General features: G+C 62.3%; 19 protein-coding genes. 12 read left to right on the forward strand and 7 right to left on the reverse strand.

Features of this window, described 5'->3' with window-relative positions; all coding sequences use genetic code 11:
* Positions 1-28 precede the first annotated feature (28 nt).
* On the reverse strand, positions 29-1,192 hold the full coding sequence (locus tag ACBG85_RS12615) for a CdaR family transcriptional regulator (RefSeq protein ID WP_063316732.1): 1,164 nt from the start codon (positions 1,190-1,192) through the stop codon (positions 29-31).
* A gap of 196 nt (positions 1,193-1,388) precedes the next feature.
* On the opposite strand from ACBG85_RS12615, the gene ACBG85_RS12620 reads away from it, so the two are divergent.
* From ACBG85_RS12620 to ACBG85_RS12640, 5 genes are all read left to right on the forward strand, one after another.
* Entirely contained in the window at positions 1,389-1,646 is a 258-nt protein-coding gene (locus tag ACBG85_RS12620; RefSeq protein ID WP_372027628.1) for a DUF3311 domain-containing protein, read from the forward strand.
* Positions 1,643-3,139, forward strand: a complete 1,497-nt coding sequence (locus ACBG85_RS12625) for a sodium:solute symporter (protein WP_003942149.1) — start codon at positions 1,643-1,645, stop codon at positions 3,137-3,139. The genes ACBG85_RS12620 and ACBG85_RS12625 overlap by 4 nt, the downstream gene beginning before the upstream one ends.
* Positions 3,136-4,725, forward strand: coding sequence for an amidohydrolase (locus ACBG85_RS12630; protein WP_063316540.1), 1,590 nt, complete (start codon positions 3,136-3,138; stop codon positions 4,723-4,725). The genes ACBG85_RS12625 and ACBG85_RS12630 overlap by 4 nt, the downstream gene beginning before the upstream one ends.
* 50 nt (positions 4,726-4,775) lie before the next feature.
* Entirely contained in the window at positions 4,776-4,931 is a 156-nt protein-coding gene (locus ACBG85_RS12635; RefSeq protein ID WP_155419219.1) for a hypothetical protein, read from the forward strand.
* Positions 4,932-5,038: 107 nt separating this feature from the next.
* Positions 5,039-5,953 carry a tyrosine-protein phosphatase gene (locus ACBG85_RS12640; RefSeq protein WP_007735104.1) on the forward strand — a complete coding sequence of 305 codons (915 nt, stop codon included), beginning with the start codon at positions 5,039-5,041 and terminating at the stop codon, positions 5,951-5,953.
* 174 nt (positions 5,954-6,127) lie between these two features.
* Here ACBG85_RS12640 and ACBG85_RS12645 read toward each other — a convergent pair whose 3' ends face one another.
* The gene (locus ACBG85_RS12645) at positions 6,128-6,703 is read right to left on the reverse strand and encodes a TetR/AcrR family transcriptional regulator (RefSeq protein WP_030535586.1); all 576 of its coding nucleotides are present in this window, start codon (positions 6,701-6,703) and stop codon (positions 6,128-6,130) included.
* A gap of 108 nt (positions 6,704-6,811) precedes the next feature.
* On the opposite strand from ACBG85_RS12645, the gene ACBG85_RS12650 reads away from it, so the two are divergent.
* The 3 genes from ACBG85_RS12650 (at position 6,812) to ACBG85_RS12660 (ending at position 9,439) form a co-directional block, all read left to right on the forward strand.
* Positions 6,812-7,993, forward strand: a complete 1,182-nt coding sequence (locus tag ACBG85_RS12650; protein ID WP_030535585.1) for a GDSL-type esterase/lipase family protein — start codon at positions 6,812-6,814, stop codon at positions 7,991-7,993.
* 71 nt (positions 7,994-8,064) lie between these two features.
* Complete coding sequence (locus ACBG85_RS12655; RefSeq protein WP_030535584.1) at positions 8,065-8,571, forward strand: glyoxalase/bleomycin resistance/dioxygenase family protein; 507 nt, start codon at positions 8,065-8,067, stop codon at positions 8,569-8,571.
* Between the two features lie 52 nt (positions 8,572-8,623).
* The gene (locus ACBG85_RS12660; protein ID WP_047271490.1) at positions 8,624-9,439 is read left to right on the forward strand and encodes a MerR family transcriptional regulator; all 816 of its coding nucleotides are present in this window, start codon (positions 8,624-8,626) and stop codon (positions 9,437-9,439) included.
* Positions 9,440-9,458: 19 nt separating this feature from the next.
* On the opposite strand, the gene ACBG85_RS12665 is transcribed toward ACBG85_RS12660, so the two are convergent.
* Positions 9,459-9,614 (reverse strand): hypothetical protein, encoded by a 156-nt coding sequence (locus ACBG85_RS12665; RefSeq protein WP_165638325.1) that lies wholly within the window; start codon positions 9,612-9,614, stop codon positions 9,459-9,461.
* Positions 9,615-9,890: 276 nt separating this feature from the next.
* Here ACBG85_RS12665 and ACBG85_RS12670 point away from each other — a divergent pair, with 276 nt between their 5' ends.
* The gene (locus tag ACBG85_RS12670; protein WP_003942269.1) at positions 9,891-10,940 is read left to right on the forward strand and encodes a biotin/lipoate A/B protein ligase family protein; all 1,050 of its coding nucleotides are present in this window, start codon (positions 9,891-9,893) and stop codon (positions 10,938-10,940) included.
* Between the two features lie 45 nt (positions 10,941-10,985).
* Here ACBG85_RS12670 and ACBG85_RS12675 read toward each other — a convergent pair whose 3' ends face one another.
* A complete protein-coding gene (locus tag ACBG85_RS12675; protein ID WP_058038677.1) occupies positions 10,986-12,146 on the reverse strand; it encodes a hypothetical protein in 1,161 nt (386 codons plus the stop codon).
* Complete coding sequence (locus tag ACBG85_RS12680) at positions 12,146-13,093, reverse strand: metal-dependent hydrolase (RefSeq protein ID WP_030535581.1); 948 nt, start codon at positions 13,091-13,093, stop codon at positions 12,146-12,148. Before ACBG85_RS12680 ends, ACBG85_RS12675 begins: the two co-directional genes overlap by 1 nt.
* Before the next feature lie 225 nt (positions 13,094-13,318).
* On the opposite strand from ACBG85_RS12680, the gene ACBG85_RS12685 reads away from it, so the two are divergent.
* A complete protein-coding gene (locus ACBG85_RS12685) occupies positions 13,319-13,975 on the forward strand; it encodes a TetR/AcrR family transcriptional regulator (protein ID WP_007735111.1) in 657 nt (218 codons plus the stop codon).
* Here ACBG85_RS12685 and ACBG85_RS12690 read toward each other — a convergent pair.
* Positions 13,941-14,675, reverse strand: a complete 735-nt coding sequence (locus ACBG85_RS12690; RefSeq protein ID WP_372027634.1) for an energy-coupling factor transporter transmembrane protein EcfT — start codon at positions 14,673-14,675, stop codon at positions 13,941-13,943. The two genes, ACBG85_RS12685 and ACBG85_RS12690, sit on opposite strands and share 35 nt — an antisense overlap.
* A complete protein-coding gene (locus ACBG85_RS12695; protein WP_030535578.1) occupies positions 14,672-16,711 on the reverse strand; it encodes an ATP-binding cassette domain-containing protein in 2,040 nt (679 codons plus the stop codon). Before ACBG85_RS12695 ends, ACBG85_RS12690 begins: the two co-directional genes overlap by 4 nt.
* A gap of 111 nt (positions 16,712-16,822) precedes the next feature.
* Here ACBG85_RS12695 and dapB point away from each other — a divergent pair, with 111 nt between their 5' ends.
* Both dapB and ACBG85_RS12705 read left to right on the forward strand, forming a co-directional pair.
* Positions 16,823-17,578, forward strand: a complete 756-nt coding sequence (dapB, locus tag ACBG85_RS12700; RefSeq protein WP_007735114.1) for a 4-hydroxy-tetrahydrodipicolinate reductase — start codon at positions 16,823-16,825, stop codon at positions 17,576-17,578.
* The gene (locus tag ACBG85_RS12705) at positions 17,575-18,039 is read left to right on the forward strand and encodes a hypothetical protein (protein ID WP_003942246.1); all 465 of its coding nucleotides are present in this window, start codon (positions 17,575-17,577) and stop codon (positions 18,037-18,039) included. The genes dapB and ACBG85_RS12705 overlap by 4 nt, the downstream gene beginning before the upstream one ends.
* Positions 18,040-18,055 lie beyond the last annotated feature (16 nt).

Raw genomic sequence — 18,055 nt, forward strand, 5'->3', positions numbered from 1 at the left:
GCCGAGGAAAAGCGGACTGTGTTCGGTGTCAGATCTTGGCGAGCGTTTTACGATGAAACAATTCGAGGCTCACCATGGATTTCATCAGGCCGTCGAGGGTTCGCGCATCCCATCCAGTCAGATGCTGCCAGCGGTCGAGTCGATAGGTGACAGAGTTCGCATGTAGGTGGATGTCACGGGCGGCGGCGCTGACAGAGAACCCGCTTCGCGCGAAGGCGCGGACGGCGTCCATCAGATGTGAGTGCTCTTCGGCCACAGATGCCCCGGCCTGTAGAAGCGGCAGCAGCTCGTCCTGGTGGGTGGCAAGAGTGGCGATGAGCCATTCGTCGGCAAAACTGACCGTCGTGCCCGGCGCTGTCGCCAACTGCAATGTGCGCTCGGCGTCGGTGATGCTTTGAGCTGCGCCGACGAGCCCGACCCGGGGCATCCCGATACCTAGTGACGTTCGTGGATGATCTCGCATGATTGCGTGGATGACTTCGGTTGGTTCGCCCTGACACATCACGATTACTCGGGAGCCATGTCGACTGCAATGCGCGACAACATGCACGGAATCCAGGGTTCGTTGCAGGTGTTCCACTTGTGCTTCTGACCATTCGTCCTCGACGGCCGACAGTGCTTGGAACGATTTCTGTGTATCGAATCCGAGGGTTTGTGCCAGCTCTCGGGCGTTGCTCAGTTCCATATCCGTTGCACTGTGCAGTGTTTCGAAGAATCGGTATCGAACGCCGGCGCGGATGGCCTGCTCGCTGCGCGTTGCCTCGGAGTGTCCGACTGCGACTGCGCTCGTCGCGGCGTGAACGAGGTCCCAAAGTTTGCCGCCTGCTTGCAGCAGCTCGTGTGTTGGTTTCGTGGACCGCTGGACCATCGTGTCCCAGAGCTCACGAGATGCAATGTGATAGGTCTCGATGACATCGGAGAGGGGGAGCCCTTGCATCGCGCGACGGCGCCCGAGTTCGCGGTTTCGGTCGGTGTCTTCTGTGGTGATCGTTTCGTTCTCGGCGACGGCACACAGCATTGCGGACAACTGTTTGCGGATGTAGTTGCCTTGCTCGGCCACTGGTACCGCGGAGTAGGCCGGGAGTTCGCTGCGAATCTGTTGTACCGCGCGCTCGGTGAGCGCTTCGAGCTCGTCGGAAACCTCGCGACACAACCGTCGGATCGTGTCTTCTTCGACGTCGGTTACGTCCACGGGGTTACTCCTTTGTGCGTGCTTGGTCTTGCGTCCCGTGAATTTCACGAACGAGCGTCGTGGATTCCGGGGTTCACCCATGGTCCCGCCATAGTGACGGGAGGCACACTCAACGCTAGACCGGACGACGATTCGACGGCAAAACGCCCCTCGCCTCATCTGCTCCGGATCGATCAACGGCTAAGGAGCCACAATCATGTCCAACGAGGCGAAGAGTGCCTTGCTCGCAATCGGAGTTCCGTTCGTCGGGGTGATGGGCGGGATAGTTGCGCTCTCCGGATCCGAACTGACTGTTCTCGGATTTCCCATTTTGTTCGCGTGGCTTTTCCTGTGGATGCCGCTGACCTCGTTGTGTCTCCACATGGCATGGAAGTTCTTTGACCGCAAGGACTTCGAGGAAGCGGAACGAAACGAACTGGCTCAGGCCAAGACCGAGATCGGGGATCCGACATGATCGCTGCAACATTTACGCTCGTGCTACTCCTCGCGCTCGGCGCCGGAGTGCTTTCACGCCGTGGAAGCAAAAAAGAGATCTCCGACTACCTCGTGGGCGGGCGGTCTTTCGGTCCCGTGCTGGTTTTCATCCTGGGAGCAGGTGAGGCCTACAGCATCGGCACGCTCATTGGATTTCCCGGGGGTGTGTACGCCCACGGGGCAAGCTACGGCGTCTGGTTCATCGGATACATCTTGCTTGCCTACCCGATCGGATACTTCTTTGCGCCCTATCTCTGGCGGGCAGGCAAGCGGTATAACGCGATGACGCTGCCCGATGTGGCAGGGCGGCACTTTCGGTCGCGCGGGTTGGAACTGACAATCGCGATTGCCTCGGTAGTCTTCCTCATTCCCTGGGGGCAGTTGCAGCTTGCCGGCCTCCAGGTCGCACTGAGCGGACTTGGCATCACCATCAACCCGACGGTGGCGGTTTTCGTCGGCGCTGCGCTTGCTCTGCTCTTCCTCCTGCTTTCGGGTGTGCGTGCACCGGCGTTCGTGTCTTACGTCAAGGACGCAGCTCTGCTGTTGGGAGCGATCCTGATCGGACTGGCCGCCACGGCCAAATCGGGCGGTATCACGAAGCTCTTTGCCGATGCGGCATCCCATGGGGCCGGGCAGGCCTCGCAATCCACCGTCACCGGTTCGTCGCTGACCTTCGTTCTCACCACAATTGTGTTCCAGTCACTCGGTTTTTTCGTTTTCCCCTTCATCGTGCAAGCGGTGCTATCGGCGAAGTCCGAGGCAACCCTCAAGCGAGTCGCCCGATTCAACCCGCTGTACATGCTCATGTATCCCTTCCTCGTCGCTGCTGCCTTCGGCGCAATTTCATTGCTGCCCAACAAGCTCGAGGGCGCAGAGTCCAATGAGGTCCTCCTGCAACTGTCCCGCCTCGTGCTCCCGGACTGGCTGACCGGAGTGGTGGCGGGCGGTGCGGCACTGTGCGCGATCGTTGTTCTGTGTGGCTCGGCGCTGGGAATCGGCTCGATCGTCTCGCGAAACATCGTTCCTGGAATACCCGAATCACGTCAGAGAGTGTGGGTGCGCGGGGTCATAGTCGCCTACCTCGGCCTCTCGCTGATCCTCACCCTCGCCGCACCCCAATTGCTGCTGACGCTGGTGAATACCGCGTATTACGGGGTGACCCAGGCCGTGGTGGTGTTCGCGACGATGATCTTCGGATGGAAGCTGCGACCGGCAGCGCTCGCGATGGGCGTGGTGCTCGGCGACGTGCTGGTGCTCTGGCTGTACCTCGACACACACGGCACGGTATCGATGTGGTTGGCGGACAAAGGCATGAACATCGGTGCCGCAGCCCTTGTTCTGAACGTGTTGTTCGTGTCCGCCACCCGGGTGATGTGGCCTCCTGTCGAAGCGGTTTCGGGCCTCCGTGCAGAAAATCGATCGGCACCAGTGCCTTGCCCCGCAGTCCCGACCGCGAAGGCGGATATCCGATGACTCGGACACTACTCACCGCAGATGCAATCCTCACCCAAGACGCAGCGTCACCCCAGGTTGAGGCGCTCGTCCTCGATGGAGGCCTGGTTGTCGCCACCGGAAGTCGAAAGGACATGGGGGAGTACGCCGGACCGGAAACTCGTCGGCTCGATCTCGCCGGCGCTACTGTGATCCCGGGGCTGATCGAGTCGCACATTCACCCGACCTACTCCGGCTTGACTGACGGATGGGCCGATTGCCGGACGCCACCGTGCGCCTCGATCACGGATATCCAAGGGGCTCTGCGGAACTCCACTCCCACTCACGGCTGGATACGTGGATGGGGGTACGACGACACACAACTTCGAGAAGGTCGCCATCTCACACGCGATGACCTCGACGCAGTCTGCACCGACCGCCCGATCATCGTTCTGCATATCTCGGGGCACTTTGCGGTGGCAAACACTGTTGCGCTTGCAACTGCAGGCATCGACGAATCGACGGTGGATCCCGGGGACTCGCAGTTTCCGCGTGGGGCGGACGGGAGGCTCACAGGGATGGCCTGGGAAATCGACGCCGTGGCACGGTTGAGTGGCGCGATACCAGACCTGACACAGGCAGAGGTGCAGACCGCGTTGCTGCGTAGCTTGACACTGGCGCGTTCGCGAGGAATCACGACCGTCCACGATCTAGGGGTCGGCCTGTCGGCGGGCATGCAGGAGTTGGCCGCCTATCGTGCCCTGGACACCATGGGCGAGATGCCCGTGCACACGGTTGGCTTCCTTCGGGGTGATCTCGCGATCGCAGAACTGGAGGAAAGGAACATCGCTTTCACGGCTGCACCGGCCCCAGGGTCACGCTTCCGCCTGGCCGGCGCCAAATTCTGGGCGGATGGGTCCATTCAAGGATTGTCTGCAGCCTTGCGAACTCCGTATACCTGCAGCCCGAACCATCACGGTGATCTGCTCTATCCGCAGGAGCAACTCGACGACATGGTTCTCCAGGTGCACCGCGAGGGAGGTCAGGTCGCGGTGCACGCCAACGGCGATGCGGCTGTAGCCGCCGCCATCGCGGCGCTGCGCAGTGCGCACCGCAGTGACGGACGTCGAGCGCGGCACCGTATCGAGCACTGCCAGGTGAGTGGGCCTGCGGATCTCGAGGCGATACGTGATGCCGAGATCGGGGTGAGCTTTTTCGTCAACCATGTTTTTCATTGGGGCGATCGTCACCGTGACCGTTTCCTCGGTCCTGAGAGAGCCGGCAACCTGGACCCGCTGGCGTGCGCCGATGACATCGGCTTGAAATTCGGGCTGCACTCGGATTGCCCGATAACGCCGATGGATCCCCTCCAGACGATTAGGACTGCTGTGAATCGGCTGACCATGGGCGGTGCCGTGCTTGGCGCCCACCAACGGATCGGAGTGCAGCGTGCAGTGCAGGCCATGACTGTGGACAGTGCGTACTTGGTCCATGACGAAGGACGGGTGGGGATCTTGGCGCCGGGTCGTCGTGCGGACCTTGTCGCGCTCGACGGCACTCTTGCTGCTCTCGCAGACGCTTCGTCCGACATTCCTCAGCCTGCACTGGTCATGGTCGACGGCCGGTAGCGCATGAGATTGATTTCGTCCCAACGGATACCAGCTCGAGGTGGAGATTCGTGCAGTTGCTCGACAGTGAAGTTGTTCGGCGCTGTGCAGTTACGGCTGCCGCCGCGGCCGCGGTCTGTCGTTCGATCGGGCCCGGCGTGGTCGATGGCGACGCAGTGACGGGCAAGAGTTTCTTCCTGCAGGATGGCGGCTGGCCGGGCACCTGAACACATGTCCGGTTTCTGGAGCAAAGTCGGGACGAGGAGCGTGCCACCCTTGTAATCTCGCACGGGAGTTTGCGGGGCGCGGGGTATCCCGCACAGCGAATGAGAGGATGAAGGTGACAACTGTCTACACGCGCCGCCGAGGGGCGCGCCCTTTCGGAATCGCCCTCGCTGCGCTGGTCGCTATGGGTGCGGCCCTGACAGGCCCCACACTCGCCTCCGCTTCGAGCGGCGACCTGCAATTGGGTTCGAGTCAGTTCGGATCGTCCGGGGAGCAACCGCCGCTGCCGGAGATCCCACCGCCGTCCGCGGCCGAGATCAGGCTCGACGAGGCGCGGAACTTCCGCGATATCGGCGGGTATCGGACTACCGACGGCAGGACCGTCCGGACAGGCCTGGTGTTCCGTTCCAACAAGCTCAGCTCGCTCAATGAGACTGATCTGGCAAAACTCACCGCCGCGAACCTGACCCTCGACGTCGACCTGCGCAACGCCTCCGAACGTGCGGAGGATCCCGATCGGATCCCCGCCGGGGTCACCTACCAGGTCGCCGACGTCGTCAGTATCGAACACGGCATCGCGTTCCACGAGTTCGTTCCCTTGACCCTCGGTCGCGCGTTGATCGACGGCGCAGTCAAGGGAACCTCGAACATCGGCCAGAGCATCGGCTACCCGTTCATGGTCAACTACCGTGGTTCCGATGTCGCCTTCCGTGACCTGCTGACTGCGATCGCGAACAACTCCGACGGCGCAACCGTCTACCACTGCAGTGCAGGGAAGGACCGCACCGGTTGGGGTACCGCGATCCTGCTGACCATTCTGGGTGTCCCGCGTGAGTTCATCAGTGCCGATTTCATGGCGTCGAACACGTACCTGGGCCGGGACGACGCGGTGGACCTGTCGTGGCTCGATGCGGCGTATGCACAGGTGGACCGGCTCTACGGCGGTATGGATACTTACGTACGGGAGGGCCTCGGCGTCGACCAGGGCACTGTCGACTCTCTGCGCGCCAAGCTTCTCCTCTAAGCGGAGCTCCACGCCCGGCTTCTTGCCTACTCGGACCTTCTTCTGTCCCAGTGCGACCTGTGGTTGCGGGAGCGCGCGATTGTGTGGCGCCGCTCCTGGGGTGGGCCCGAGGTTTCTTGGCCGTGTGCGATCACCAAGTGGCGCAAGAACTTGGCGCGCAAGAATCACGACTGGTCATGGACTCGACGCTGGCCAATTGGTCAGCATCGAATCGAGAGCCTCGAGGATTCTTGCCCAGCTTTCGGCGCTGTCCGGTGCACTGTGGCTGAACGATCCACCCAGCTCGAGGCTGGCGTACCCATGAAAAACGCTGCCGAGCAACCGAACTGCGTGGGTCTGATCGAGATCGGTGAGGTTGTACCCGCGCAGAATCGATCGCATCATCTGCGAGTGTCTGAAACCCGCGCTCGCGGCCGCGGCCTCCGGGGTGAGGCGCATCTGTGACGCGGCGTACCGACCAGGGTGTGACCTCGCGTAGTTGCGGTACACGTTCGCGAAGGCGGTCAAGGCGTCGCGGCCGGACCGACCGGCCACGGCGTCGGCAGCCTGGTCGGCCATCTCTTCCAAGGCAAGCAGCGCGATTCTGGTTTTGAGGTCGTTCGAACTTTTCACGTGCGAGTACAGGCTTGCGACCTTGACGTCGAACGCTCTGGCGACCGCCGATACGGTCACCTGCTCGAAGCCCACCTCGTCGGCCAATTCGGCGCCCGCCACGGCGAGGCGTTCGGGTGTCAGTCCTGCGCGAGGCATGTCCGTTGGTCCTGTTCGTCGAGAAGTGAAACCGCTTGCCTAAATAGTATAGGCAAATTACTGTGTGCTGTAGTTAAAACCTTCGCAACTTATCTACAGGTGAATGAGATGAACAGCCAGAGCAGCTGGATTACTACCGTAATTTCCGAGGACATCGTGCGCGGAGCCCTCGAGCTCGAGCGGACCGAACGCGGTGTGCTGACACACCGTCTGCCTGCCAGAGCTCGCACGCAATTCGCTGACGGGCAGATGGCAATGGCGCAATCACAACCGTCCGGAGTGCGGCTGGTGTTCCGAACCAGCGCTACGGCCATCGAACTCGACACTCTGCCCACGAAAATGATCTACATCGGTGCTCCGCCGAGGCCGCAAGGGGTGTACGACCTGATCGTCGACGGCGAACCAACCGGGCACGCAATCGCTGAGGGTGGCAACACGGTGACGATCGACATGGCGACCGGTACCGCTCAGAGACAATCCGGACCCGTCAGCACCATCCGCTTCGCGGACTTGCCCGCGCGATCCAAGACCGTCGAGATCTGGTTGCCGCACAACGAAACCACCGAACTTGTCGCATTGCGAACCGACGCCCCGCTCGAACTCGCAGTCGGCACGAAGCGTGATGTGTGGCTCCATCACGGAAGCTCGATCAGTCAAGGCTCCGGCGCTGAAAGTCCCTCCCGCACTTGGCCTGCTCTCGCAGCCTCCCTCGGCGGCGTGGATCTGATCAACCTCGGGTTCAGCGGCAGCGCTCTGCTGGACCAGTACGTCGCCCGCGCTATGCGAGACACTCCTGCCGACCTCATCAGCATCAAGATGGGCATCAATCTGGTCAACTCCGACGTGATGCGCCTGCGGGCCTTCACGTCGGCAATGCACGGCTTCCTCGACACGGTCCGCGACGGTCATCCAGTGGCTCCACTGCTGGTCGTCTCGCCTGTCTATTGCCCGATTCACGAAGACACGCCTGGACCTGGTGCATTCGATTTCGACGCGCTTGCCAGAGGCGAAATGCGATTCGTTGCTACCGGCGATCCCGCCGAGCGCGCAGCCGGAAAGCTGACGCTGCGCTCTATTCGGGAAGAGTTGGCGCGCATCGTAACCCAGCGATCGGCGGATGATCCCAATCTGCATTACGTCGACGGGTGCGATCTCTATGGTGCGGCCGAGAACGAAGAGTTGCCGCTTCCCGATCAGCTCCATCCGGACGCTGCGACGCACCGTCTCATCGGCGAACGCTTTGCCCAACGGGTATTCGCAGACGACGGCGCATTCGCACGCACGGTGTGATCGCGCAATCTGGTTCGATCGGATTTCACACGATTTGACCCTGACGTAGCGTGAGGGCTCACGATGGCTTCATGACCGATACTTACCCGGCATTCGACATCAGCCCCGTCCCTGTCCCCGCTACAGACGCCGTGCCTCCGGAACAGTTCCGAGGTCTCTACGGAATGCCCATGTTCGTGTCGGTTCCGACATCGGATCTGGCCGAATCTGCCGACTTCTGGATCCGTGGGCTCGGTTTCTTCGACCTCTTTTCGGTACCGGATCGACTGACGCACCTGCGACGCTGGGCATTTCAAGACGTTCTGCTCGTGCCCGGCGAATGTGCAGATTCACCACCGTCCGTCAGTGTGAGCTTTGCGTGTGTGCTGAGTCAGATGGACCAGATAGCACAGGCGTGTGAGGAATTGCGGCCCGGATGCACCAGCGGTCCACATCTGAAGCCGTGGAATTCACTGGAGTTGGAGATTGTGACACCGGAGAACGCGCGCGTGATCATGACGGCCGCTCGTCCGTACGACCCGAACAGTGCCGAGGCCGAGCATCTGCGAGGCATGGGAATTGACGGACCCGACGACTGAACCGAGGTCTGACGCTGTGGCCTCCCGAACCGCGTCTGTCAGACTGGATCACGTGACGGACCAACTCTTCGGAGACGAGGCAGACAGTGCTCTCACTGTCGGTGCTGCCGCATCACGACTAGGCATAACCGTACGTACCCTCCATCATTGGGACGCAATCGGTTTGGTGCGTCCGTCCGGGCGCAGTGACGGGGGCTACCGGCTGTACACCGACGCGGACCTCGGTCGCATCGGCCGGGTGCTTGTCTACCGTGACGTGGGTTTGTCGCTCGACGAGATCGGGATATTGCTCGATGCGCCCGCAGCCCACGTGGACGAGACGCTGCGTGGGCAGCGCGCCGAGTTGCGGCAACGGATAGCCGACTTGGAGGAACTGGGCGAGTCCTTGGATCGCATCATCGATGCCAGGAAGTCGGGTGTGCTGTTGCCGGCACACGAGCAGGTCTCGATCTTCGGCCGACACTGGCAGCCGTCATGGGGACCTGAGGCGCACGAGCGTTGGGGTGACAGTGCGCAGTGGGCGCAGCACGCGGAACGGTCGGCGGGTAGGACCGCTGAGGATTGGCAGAAGATCGCCGACTGCGTCGAGACGCTCAACGAAGATCTGGCGCTGGCCTGCCGATCCGGTGTCGAACCGGGAAGCGGCGAGGCGAATTTGCTGGCAGAACGGCACCGAGCGTCGATCGGGGTTTACTTCGACTGCACACATTCGATGCAGGTGTGTCTGGGACGGATGTACGTGGCCGATCCGGGATTCACCGCGTTCTACGAGCAGGTCGAGACCGGTCTGACAGTGTGGCTCCGCGCTGTCATCGATGCGAATGCTCGGGCCAACGGGGTTGCCCCCGAATCGGCGACGTGGGTGTGAGTGAGCTGGTGGTCGCTCGTCAGTCCAAAGACGCACACGCAGTGCACCACGGTCGGCCGTCGACTCCGTGGGCACGATGGGACACTGCGATGCGCGCGGCCAAAATGCAGCTTTCGTTGTCGTGATAGACGTCGAGATCCGAAGGAACCGTCGAGTGGAACGCCGGGACCTTCATGTCTACCTCCGTTGTGGCTCGCCAGGGAGTTGGCTCGTTGCGGCAATCCTCCCACCACAGAGATCATCTCGCCTGTCGGCAGAAGCAGGGCCGTTGCTCGGCCAAATTGCCAGGGGTCGACACGTGCGGTCCCGTCCGCGCGATTGTGCAGCCCCGCAGCGACTTACAGGTGTGGTTACTTGATCGCCCTGCCTTCCGAACAGATGCGCACTGCGCGCGGGGTGTGATCTTCGACGGCGCTCACCGCAGAGAATCCCGCAGGGATAGGCTGGACGGATGCGTGGAGAGTACAAGGTTCCTGGTGGAAAACTGGTCGCGGTCGACGTCGAGGTGGCGGACGGTCGGCTGTCCGAAGTCGCAGTCTCGGGGGACTTCTTCCTCGAGCCCGACAGCGCGCTCGACGACATCAACGCGGCGTTGCGCGGAATGCCCGCCGACTCGGATGCAGAACAGTTGGCGCATGCCATCTCCACTGCGCTCGACGAGTCCGTCTCGATGATCGGCTTCACGCCGCAGTCGGTCGGCATCGCGATCCGGCGCGCACTCGGCCACGCCACGAGCTGGGCGGATCACACCTTCGACCTCATCCCGCCGGTGGTTCTCGATCCCGCGATGCACGTCGCGCTGGACGAGGTCATCGCGCGTGAGGTCGCATCGGGTGAGCGTCCGCCGACATTGCGTTTCTGGGACTGGGACTCGCCCTTGGTCGTGATCGGATCGTTCCAGTCCGTGCGTAACGAGGTCGACTCCGAGGCGGCTGCGCGGTACGGCATCGGGGTGGTGCGCCGAATCTCCGGTGGCGGCGCGATGTTCATGGAACCGGGCAACTGCATCACGTACTCGTTGGCAGTACCGGCGTCATTGGTCGAGGGTTTGAGTTTCGAGCAGTCCTACGCGTTTCTCGATCAGTGGGTCATGGGAGCGCTTGCCGAGGTCGGTATCAACGCTCGGTATGTGCCGCTCAACGATATCGCCTCGGACAAGGGCAAGATCGCCGGCGCCGCTCAGAAGCGATTCGCGTCCGGCACTGTGCTCCATCACGTGACCATGGCCTACGACATCGACGCTGAGAAGATGACGCAGGTGTTGCGAATCGGACGAGAGAAGATGTCGGACAAGGGAACCAAGAGTGCGGCCAAGCGCGTCGATCCGCTGCGTTCGCAGACCGGAATGACGCGTGCAGCAATCCTGGAGTCGTTTGCGCAGCACTTTCGAGGTCAATACGACACCCACGACAGCGATTACACGGACTCGGAGTTGGAGCAGGCGCGCAAGCTGGTGGACACGAAGTTCAGAACCGAAGAGTGGACTCACCGCGTCCCCTGAAACCGAGAAACCGGGACGAGACCCGAGCGGTCTCGTCCCGGTCGCCTAGGTAGCCGGAGTCGCTGAGTTTGCCCCGAGGAGCTCGGCGTCGGCCGTCCCGGAGTTCCGCTTCGGAATGGTGAAAGTTGCGCTCACGCACAGGATTGCGATGACGAAGCACGCCACTGTGTACCAGAGGTTCCCGATGGGATCTCCAGCGCTGGTGGAACCGTCGACCGCGTCGAAGAAGTCGGGAAGCGCACTCGCCCACAGGACGGCCATGACAACCAGGTACACCACGCTGTAGATCTGCACGAACCTGTTGGTGTGTGCAGGAGTGTTCGATTCTGCCGAGCGCAGGTGCGTCCATTGGCGGACGAGAACCACGATCGCGACCACTGTGAGGACTGCAAGTTCAGCGGCGTAGAGGAACCCGCGGACAGTGTCGCTTCCCATACCGAAGACCGTCGCCGGGAGCGGGAGAATGAACGTACCCAGCGAGGCCAGCAGGCCGATCACGATGGTGCGCCATACCAATTGAAGTCCGGAGAAGTGCTTGCCGGCATCGACGTGCCGTCCGACGAAGTACTGGACGCAGAATGCCAACGACATCGGCCACAGCGCGGCGAAGACGACCACGCTGGGAAGTGGAACCGCGTTGAACATGGGTTGGTTGATCGGGTTCGACGTCGACCACTCCCACCACCGCAACTGGGGCCCCAGGTGGTCGAAGATTTCGTAGAACGCATGGTGGACGAAGCCGACGCAGACAGCGCCCAGTAGTGGACCGTATCTGCGGAAAACGCCGAGCATTCTGACTATTTCGAAGGCCAACGTCGCCATCAGTGGATAGATGGCAACGATGTACAGCGGCAGTCGACCCCACATGAAGTCGACGGTGAACACGTTGTGCGCGAACATCGTGTCCACTTGTTCTTCGATGCCGAACGCCGCCGGGAAGTACAGCGGAGGCTCGATGATGAACAGGTAGGCGGTGGCGCCGAACCAGAGAACCAGATTGGTGGGGTCGCCGTTGCGGCGCAACCGCACGATCGCCAGGACCAGTGCGAGCACCGAGCCGACGATGATGGTCCATTCGAGGACGGGCAGGGTCCAGTTCTCCAGCGCCGCCGGGTTACGGAACTCGACGAGTCCACCTGCTTCCTGACAGGAGAAACCGAGTTCTGTTGCGAGCTGGGAAAACGTGGGGGAGCAGTGTTCTGCCATCAGTTGGCCCCTGACGTGATCGACTCGGCTTGTGCCTGAGATTCGGCGGTGTACCAGCGTGTGCAGTCGTAGCCGTCGTCGTAACGCTTGAACCACTGGTCGGCGAGTGCGGGGAGTTTCTCGTGGTCCGGGTTGTGATTGGGCATCTGGCTGCGGAAGACACCGCCGAGTGCAACGAGTTGTTCTCCGAGTTGAAGGTGATCGAAGGCGCGAGGCATCGTGCCCTTGGTCAGATACGGAGCGAACGACGTCAGAATCTTCTGCTTGGTGCGGTGGGTGGCGAACATCGACAGTGAGTCGACTTGCCGCTCGGAGAGCGGAACGTGCTGGTTGAAGCCTGCGCAGGCGATACGAATCACCTTCATCACGTGCGCGAAGATCGACGGTGCCATCCGCATCCGGTAAAGCTCGCTTCCGACAACGGAATTGAAGATGATCAGAGCCGAGCTGCGATGCTCGACCTCCTCGACGAAGTGCCAGATGAACAGCGACGCGACGCGGTCGTCTCCCGGGCGGAACAAGGTCGCCTCGTTGTCGAGCATCAGCTTGAACACCGGAGTGAAGGTCGCCTCCAGGTCCGCGGTGTATGCAAGCCGGTAGTTCAGCGAGGTCGCCTCGGTCAGTAGATCGAATTCACCGATCACAGCGTCGAGCGTGTTCTGTAGTCCGGGGTAGCGCCTGATCAGAGCCTTCACATGCTGGCGGTGCGCGGTCGAGTGATGGCCTTCCTGACGCATGAACGCCACGGCTTCCTCGGCCACTTCAGGATCGCTGATCCGCGACTTGGTCTGCATGATCATCTTCACGATCATCTTCTCGAAACCGATGGCCAGGAACGAGACCGCGTTGGACATGCTCGACCAGGCCGGATTCTCCGGGTTCCACAGGAAGGGAACGTCCTGATCCTCGAATCCGAAGTCCATTTTTCGGGGTTGAAGGTTGGTCACTTGTCGAACCTCGTCTTTCGGAGGGGCTGGTCAGGTGGCCGCTCTGGCACTCGAAGCCACGTGTGGCGGTAATCATACATATTGGTGTGCAGTTGTATGTTCACTTTCGGCGAGGGGAGTGAATTCGAGGGGCGCAGATGCAAAACCTGCCTGTGTTAGCCTGTGGCTCTTGGACTTCGAGCGCAAAGACATGGTTCGAGCCTCGTTCGAGCGAGGAAGTGGGCAGTGGCACGAAGGCGTGGGTGGGGCGGCAATCCACCGGACAGTGACGAAGATGCGTCTCGTCGCATTGTCGAGGCCGCGGTCGAGTTGATCGGACGGACGAGTTCGGAAATCAGCATCGGCGACGTCGCCGAGTCACTGGGCGTGATCCGGCAGACCGTGTATCGATACTTCCCCAGCGCTGACGCTCTGATGCGGGCAGCTGCAATCGCGTCGGTCGACGGCTACCTCGATCGGCTCACCACACACGTGAGCGGCATCGAAGATCCCGTCGAGGCGATGACCGAGGGTGTCGTCTACACCCTGACCCAGGTCCACCGAACGCCGCATCTCGGCATTCTGCTCACCAGCACGAATTCGAGTCTTCATCCCGAAGGTCTGACCTCTCAGGAGGCGCAGGCCTTCGGAATGGCGATGATCACCCGCTTCGACGTGGACTGGGTGCGTTTCGGATACGACGACGCATCACTTCAGGAACTGGTCGAATACGTCCTGCGGACGATGCAGTCGTTTTTCCTCGCGCCCGGCGACCCGAAGCGGAGCGACGAGGAACTGCGGCGATACCTACGGCGCTGGATGGGTTCTGCGATCATCGCCCAGGGAAATTCTGTCAGCGGTGATCCGATCAGCGCAGAACCAGAGTCAAAACAACCGCGCTGACGCACGCGGCGATGACGACGATCAGCGCGAACAGGTCGGCGAGCTGAGGGCGCTTGGGGTACGCCGCGATCAAACCGGTGCCCCCGCGAGCGGAGATCGCTTCACCCATCTCGGCAGAGCGCCGAATTGCCACCGACATGGTCGTGGTGATCAGATCGACTATCGAATTGTCGGCAGCGCTGTTCACCACAGCTTTCGGGCGTAGTCGTCGCGCCGCCACCAGGGTGAGCATCTCGTCGATCAAGAGCGGAAGTGAACGAATGCAGAGGGCCGTCGCGATCGCCCACTCGTCGACCGGGATCTTGAGGAATCGCAGCGGTCTACCGAGCGTTGCCAGTGCCGGCGCCACATCGCTCATCGACGTGGTCCATGCCAACATCAGTGAGACGCAGAGCAATACAAGACCGAACGTCACAGCTTGCAGGTAGATGAAGACTGCGTCGAGGCCGATCGGAAGATTGATCAACGCGCCGAGCAGGATCAGCGCCCACAACCACCACGGAGGTCGCGGAACTGCAGTCGGGGGGATGCGTCCGATCACCGCGGTCAGCAACAACAATCCGAGTACGACGCCGATCGCCGGCCAGGACGGAGCGGTCACGACCACGATGCTGACGAGAACGACGGCAACGATCTTCGTTCCGGCCCACAATCGGTGGATCGGCGATGAAGTCGGGACTTCGAGCAGAAGTGTTGTCACGTCGTCGATCCTTCCAAGGCGCTGCTGGCGGCAGGGTCGAGGATGCGACCCTCCGACAGTCGAATTGTTCTGCTGCACACGGCGTCCATGCCGTCGACATCGTGGGAGATGACGACTACTGCGGTTCCGTTCCGACGAATCCACCTGAGTACGTTCAGGATTTCGTGTCGACCGGGTGGATCGAGACCGGCCAACGGTTCGTCGAGGATGAGTACCCGCGGTTGGCGCACGAGGAGACCGGCCAGGACGACGCGTCGCATCTGTCCGCCGCTCAACTCGTCGATGCTGCGGCCGGCGATGTGACGGTCGAGTCCGACGGCGTCGAGCGCCCACGAGACTTGCACCGATCCGATCTCCGGACCTCCGGCGGCCTCGATGTCTTCGGCGACGGTTCGGCGTTGCAGCTGCAGTCGCGAATGCTGGAACGTGAGACCGACGGTGCCGAGTTGGCGTGAGACGGGTTTGCCGTCGAAGACTGCGGTTCCCTTGCTCGGTGCGATCAAGCCCGCCATGATCCAGGCCAGAGTCGATTTACCGGAACCGTTGCCGCCCAGAACCAGCAGCCCGTCGCCGTCGCCGATTGTGAGATTGACGTCCGACAAGGCGCGCCGCGACCACGGAGTCCGGTCGTTGTACGTGTGGGTGACATCGGTGAGTTGGAGGACAGCTCGAGTGCTGACCGGCCACGGCGCAGACGGAGGACCCCCGAACGTCGACGTCATCCAACCTGGTTGGTGATCGATCTGCCGTCCGCGTTGTAGTTGAATCACCCGATCTGCGTTGCGGGTGTCGGCGTGGTGATGGGTGACCAGTACCACGGCCATCGGGTGGCGTCGCGGAAGTTCGGCAAGGAGCGAGACCAATTCCTCCCGGCCGGCCTGATCGACCATCGCGGTGGCTTCGTCCGCGATCAGCAGAGCGGGGCGCCGCGCCAGCGCGGCTGCAACAGCCAGACGTTGCATCTCGCCACCGGACAGCCCGGAGGTCTCACGCATACCCATGCCCGCGAGTCCCACCTCGGCCAGCAGTGCATCGACGTCGGGATGCGACTCGGGGGGGAGCCCCCAGACGACGTCGTCCGCGACGCGGGTTCCGAGGATCTGGCTTTCGGGTCGTTGGAGGACGACGGCGGTTCCGCCGTGTCGGCCGAGACCGGCGGACCCGGGTCTCGTCAGCGTCCCGACAGTCGGCGCGCGACCGGCGAGCAACCGGGTGAGTGTGGACTTGCCCGAGCCGTTGTGGCCGACGACGGTGACGAACTCTCCTCGTCGCACGGTGAAGTTGACGTCGACGAGGGCCGGTGTCGTTGCACCCGGATAGGTGAAGCCCACGTGATCGAAAGTGACCGGCAGCGGATCGATCGGACGGTCGTCGGGTGCTGTCTGGAGCGGGTCGGCCGAAGGGAGTGCAGCCAATCGGTCGAGGACGGCGCCGAGGACGAAATAGGAGACGACGGTACTGAGGACGATTCCGGAGATGATGGACACGCCGATCCACAACCACCAGTAGTCGATGATCGAGCCGATGCTGTTCTCGATCCATTCGGCTGCGCCGACCAGTGTGGGGGCACGCTTCAAGATCTCGGCCACGCCCAACGCGGTGTTCTCGAGCGAGGTCAACAACAAGGTGCGCAGCGGAGCGAGAACAAGCAACAGGACTATGGAGAACAACGCCAGCGCGGGCCCGATGACCAATGACGACAGCAATGCGGAGACGAAGCCGAGACCGCGCCGCTTGACCGTACCGATGATTCCGCCGAGGAGAGCGCTCAATGCGACCGCCGCCGCAGATCCCGAACCCGCCGCGACAAAGGCGACTGCCGTGGCCGAGATACCGGCCGTCGTCACGGCGCGGACTCGGAAGCGCTGGGCAACAATTCCCATCGGAACGGCGGCCACGAGGTTGAGGGCGCTGGCCATGGGGATGACCGTGGCAATGACGGACAACGCGACCGTGAATCCGGCCATGACGGCACCCGTTGCCAACTCGAGTGGTCGAAGGTTGCCGGTTTCGCGGACTTGCGGACGGTTGCTCACTACGTCCAGTGTGCCAGTGGTGACATAACTCCCGCCCGACTGATGGTGAGCGCATCGGGGTGATTGCGTAGGCTTCACCTCAAACAATGCATCGGACGGAGCGTGGAAGACGTGAGTGCAGCACCCATCAGGGTCGGGGTTCTGGGAGCCAAGGGCAAGGTCGGTCGAGCGATCTGCGAGGCAGTGGAAGCTGCTCCCGATCTGGAACTCGTCGCTCAGGTCGACACCGGTGATCGCATCGAGACGTTTGTCGACACCCGCACTCAGGTAGTGGTCGATTTCACGCACCCCGACGTCGTCATGGGAAATCTGGAATTCCTCGTGGCCAACGGAATTCATGCAGTGATCGGCACCACCGGTTTCGACGAGTCCAGGCTTGCGACTGTTCAGTCCTGGCTCGACGCCCAGCCGGCAACGGGTGTTCTGATCGCCCCGAACTTCGCCATCGGTGCTGTGCTGTTGATGCGCTTCTCGGCTGCCGCGGCGCGCTTCTTCGATTCCGTCGAGGTCATCGAACTCCATCACCCCAACAAGGCAGATGCTCCCTCGGGCACCGCATACCGAACGGCCGCGATGATCGCCGAGGCTCGCGCGGAAGCAGGCGTGGGACGCAGCCCTGACGCCACCACGACCGAGCTCGAGGGTGCGCGCGGAGCGGACGTCGACGGCGTCCGGGTTCACTCCGTGCGGATGGCCGGACTGGTCGCGCATCAGGAAGTGATTCTCGGAACTCAGGGCGAGACACTGACCATTCGCCACGACTCGATCGACCGGAATTCGTTCGCGCCGGGCGTTCTGCTCGGTGTCCGCCAGATCGGCTCGCGTCCGGGTCTGACGGTCGGTATCGATTCCTTTCTCGATCTATGAACAAGACCACTCGCACCGTCGCACTGATCGTCGCGATTTGCATTGCGCTCGCGGTGTACTTCGTGCTGCTCGGCCAGCGCGGAATCCAGCTCATCCAGGACGGTGGCGGCGCCGCGATCGGTCTCGGGATCGGCGTGCTGATCCTGCCGTTCCTGGGGCTGTGGCTCGTCATCGCCACGCTCCGTGCCGGCTTCACGCACCAGCGCCTCGCGCAGCAGATTCACGACGAGGGCCTCGCTGTCGATGCGTCTGCGCTTCCGAAATTGCCTTCGGGCCGGATCGAGCGAGCGGCTGCCGACGAGTTGTTCGCCCAGATCAAGGTCGACTGGGAAGCAGACCCGGACAACTGGAAGCAGAACTTCCGACTTGCTCGCGCCTACGACTATGCCGGTGACCGAAGCCGGGCTCGGGAAACCATGCGACGGGCAGTCGAACTGGAACGCCGTTCACGAGGCAAGTAGGTGTCTACGCCGCGGA

Source organism: Rhodococcus sp. NyZ502 (assembly GCF_041464245.1).
Lineage (GTDB): Bacteria > Actinomycetota > Actinomycetes > Mycobacteriales > Mycobacteriaceae > Rhodococcus_F > Rhodococcus_F qingshengii.